Here is a 3,610-nt window from a genome sequence, read left to right as displayed (position 1 = left end):
CGCCGCCCACGTCGAGTTCCATCCAGTCGCGCATGCGGGCCTTCAGCGCGCCCAGGCGCGCGGGGCGAGACGCGCCGATGCCGCGATAGTTGTAGGTGAGTGCCGCGAAGCCGCGTTCGGTCAGGAAGCGCGCGAAGCCCGCATACAGTCGCTCAGGCACGGCCGTTGCCGGATGGATCAGCACCAGCGCGCGCGGCTCGGCGTCCGGCGACCACAGTGTGCCGCGCAGCGCGTAGCCGTCGGCGGCGGAAAACTCGATGGGTTGGGAGGTCATGGCCATCCTCGCTCGGGTAGTTATTTCGTATGCGAAATATAGTCCGTGATTTATTTCGCGCACGAAATATCTGTCGAGGATTCATTCGAACCGGGTTCTCCGGAAGGTCGCAGGCGGCATCAGGCAATGCCTGCCTATTCATAAAACATTTGCATCTTTCCATAGAAGAATATTGCGTTTGTTTCATGATGAAGATCGACGTATCGTCACCGGTCAATCCGTTCCGCCGGCCGCCGTGCACGGCGGACCACGAGGCGTCGCCATCGCGCGGCCGCCCGCCAACCCTCCGGGAGATCACGTTGTTGAGCCGAATCGTCACGGCACTCTTGCTGGCGCTTGCCGCGCAGCAGGGCATGGCCAAAGACACCGTCACGCTGCGCGTCGGTGAACAGAACTACTTCAACATCCAGGCGTCGATGGAGGCGTCAGGCGTGCTGAAGGACCTGCCTTACACGATCGAGTGGAAGCATTTCCAGGCCGCCGCGCCGGTTGCCGAATCGCTGAACGGCAATGCGATCGACGTCGGCTTTCTCGGCGATTCCGCGCTGCTTACGCTGGCCGCGCGCGGCGCGCCGGTGAAGGTGGTCGCCGTGTCGCGGCAGAGCCTCGACGGCGTCGCGATTCTCGTACCGAAGCATTCGCCGGTGCGCACCGTGGCCGACCTGCAGGGCAAGACCATCGCCGTGTGGCGCGGCGCGTGGAGCCAGCAGCTCGTGCTGCGCGCGCTCGAACACGCGGGCTTGCGCGCGGATTCGGTCAAGTACGCGTACCTGATGCCGATCGATGCGACCAACGCGCTCGCGAACGGCTCGGTCGATGCGGTGTCGCTGTGGGAGCCGTTCGTCAGCACGCTCGCGTTGCGGCAGGGCGCGCGGCCCGTGACGACCGCGCAGGGGCTGATGCCGGCGCTGAGCTTCGTTGCCGCGAACGAGCAGGCTGCCTCCGGCAAGCGCGCCGAGATCACCGATTTCCTGCGGCGCGTGGTGGCCGCGCGCCAGTGGGTCGACAGCCATCCGCGCGAGTACGCGGACCTGTGGGCGAAGCGTGCGAAGCTCGAACCCGATGTCGCTTATCGCTGGCTCAACAACGCGAAGCAGCGCGTCGGCCCGGTCGACGAGAGGGCCGCGAAGGACGCGCAGAACACGGCGGACTTCCTGCACAAGGCCGGTGTGATTCCGGCAGCGTACGACACGTCGAAGCTGCTCGACCGCTCGTATGCGGGCGCGTTCGCGGCGCCTGCGCAGAAGACGGCCGCCGCGCAGTAAGCGGGCCATCCCGGCCACGATTTCGAAACGAGAACCACAAGGACACCCCGACATGCCAGTCGACATCATCGGCATGATCACCGCGACACCCGGCGCGGAGGTCGATGTACCCGGCGGCGCGGCCGTCCAGCCCGACTACGTGCGCCGCTTCGCGCAGGCGCACGAGGCCGCCGGCTTCGACCAGATCCTGGTCGGCCATTTCAGCAACGCGGCGGACGGCTTCATCGTCGCGTCGTTCGCGGCCGCCGCGACCGAACGCATCCGCATCCTGCTCGCGCACCGGCCGGGCGTGATCGTGCCGTCCGCCGCCGCGCGGCAGATCGCGACGCTCGACGTGTTCAGCGGCGGCCGGCTCGCACTGAACGTCGTGTCGGGCGGCGACGATACGGACCTGCAGCGCGACGGCGATTTCGTGCCGCACGATGCGCGCTACCGCCGCACCGGCGAATATCTCGACGTGCTGAAACGGATCTGGCAGGCCGACGCGCCGGTCGACCACGACGGCGCGTTCTACCGGCTGCGCGGCGCGTCGCCGCTCGTGAAGGGCGCGCAGCGGCCGCATGTGCCGATCTATTTCGGCGGATCGTCGCCGGCTGCGCTGGCGGTCGCGGGCGAACATGCCGATGTCTACATGACGTGGGGCGAGCCGCTCGCGTCGGTGCGCGAGCAGATCGCGCGCGTGCGGGCTGCTGCCGCACCATTCGGGCGTGCGCCGGGTATCAGCGTGTCGTTCCGGCCGATCGTTGCCGGCACCGAGGCGGCTGCATGGGAGAAGGCCGAGGCGATCCGCGAGCGCGTGCGCGCGGCACGGCTCGCGAACGGCCAGCCGATCGACGGCCATGCGCCGCAGAATGCGGGCTCGCAACGACTGATGGCGGCGGCCGCGCAGGGCGACGTGCTCGACGAGCGGCTGTGGATGGGCGTCGCGAACCTGACCGGCGCGCGCTGGAATTCGACTGCGCTGGTCGGCACGCCGGAGCAGGTCGCGCGGGCGCTCGGCGCGTATTACCGGCTCGGCGTGTCGACGTTCCTGATTCGCGGGTTCGATCCGCTGGACGATGCGCTCGATTACGGGCGCGACCTGATTCCGGCGATTCATGCGCATATCGCGGAGCTCGACCGGTATCACGCGGCGGTGTCGGCGTAGGCTTCGCGCTACAACCAACGATATTGCTTCGACGTACCCCGGCATTGCCAGCGTGGAATGCCGGGGCGATGCCATGTCGGGCGCCACTCCGTCGACGCGTTCAGAACGACGGCAACCCCGGCGGATTGGTCTCCGCGCGCGCGATCGCCTCGCTCTGCAAGCCCCAGCGCGCAAGCGCCTGCCCATAGCGGCCACTCCCGATCAGCGCGTTCGTCGCCAGCGTCAGCGCGGGCGCGAGCCCGCTGCCGCGCCGCGTCGCGATCGCCACGTCGGCATTGGCCGGCCAGCCCGCATTGACGACGCCGACGCGGCGGATCTTGCCCGTGCGCGCGGCCTCGTACGCGAGCGACGCGTTCGGGTTCAGTTCCGCATCGGCGCGGCCCGACAGCAGCGCGACGCGCGACGCCGCATCGTCGTCGAAATAGAGCAGCTCGGCCGGCTTCAGCCCCTGCGCCACGTTGCGCTTGTTCCACTCGAGCAGGATGCGCTCCTGGCTCGTCCCCGCGCCGGTGATGATGCGCAGGCCGGCGACATCCTTCGGCTCGGCGAGCTTCGCGATCGGGCTGCCGGTGCGCACGTAGAAGCCGTGCAGCCCGAGCCGGTAGGTCGTGAAATCGTATTTCTCCTTGCGCTTCTCGGTCACGCCGACGTTCGAGATCACCGCATCGTACTTGCCGGACGTCAGCCCGAGCGGCCAGTCGGCCCACGCGATCGGCAGCAGCACGAGCGTGCGGCCGAGCGCGTCGGCGACGAGCTGCGCATAGTCGGGATCGGCGCCGACCACGGTGCGCGCGTCGGTCGCGTAGGTCGACACGGGCGGCGCGTGCGGTGAAATCGCGACCGTGAACGCGCCATCGCGTACCCAGCGGTAGCCGGCTGCCGCGCGGATCGCCGCATCGTCGGGTTGCGCGCGCAGGCGGCCGG

At 68.8% G+C, this 3,610-nt stretch carries 3 protein-coding genes and 1 pseudogene; 2 read left to right on the top strand and 2 right to left on the bottom strand.

The genetic code is table 11. The annotated features are described in order from the left end of the window. Nucleotides 1-274 (bottom strand): annotated as a pseudogene (locus G3N99_RS36585) (alpha/beta hydrolase); the annotation flags it as partial. A gap of 299 nt (nt 275-573) precedes the next feature. Between G3N99_RS36585 and G3N99_RS36580 the strand changes: the two are divergent. Beyond that, the gene (locus tag G3N99_RS36580; RefSeq protein ID WP_174937726.1) at nt 574-1,539 is read left to right on the top strand and encodes an ABC transporter substrate-binding protein; all 966 of its coding nucleotides are present in this window, start codon (nt 574-576) and stop codon (nt 1,537-1,539) included. Nucleotides 1,540-1,591: 52 nt separating this feature from the next. After that, a complete protein-coding gene (locus tag G3N99_RS36575) occupies nt 1,592-2,686 on the top strand; it encodes an LLM class flavin-dependent oxidoreductase (RefSeq protein ID WP_206124790.1) in 1,095 nt (364 codons plus the stop codon). A 100-nt stretch (nt 2,687-2,786) separates the two neighbouring features. Here the strand turns inward: G3N99_RS36575 and G3N99_RS36570 are convergent. Next, nucleotides 2,787-3,610: ABC transporter substrate-binding protein (locus G3N99_RS36570; RefSeq protein WP_241012034.1), on the bottom strand; the 824-nt coding region annotated here is incomplete at its 5' end.

Origin of the sequence: Burkholderia sp. Ac-20392, assembly GCF_017104585.1 — a bacterium.
GTDB lineage: Bacteria > Pseudomonadota > Gammaproteobacteria > Burkholderiales > Burkholderiaceae > Burkholderia > Burkholderia lata.
The sequence above is the reverse complement of the archived record's forward strand: the minus strand, read 5'-3'. Positions and strand labels throughout refer to the sequence as shown.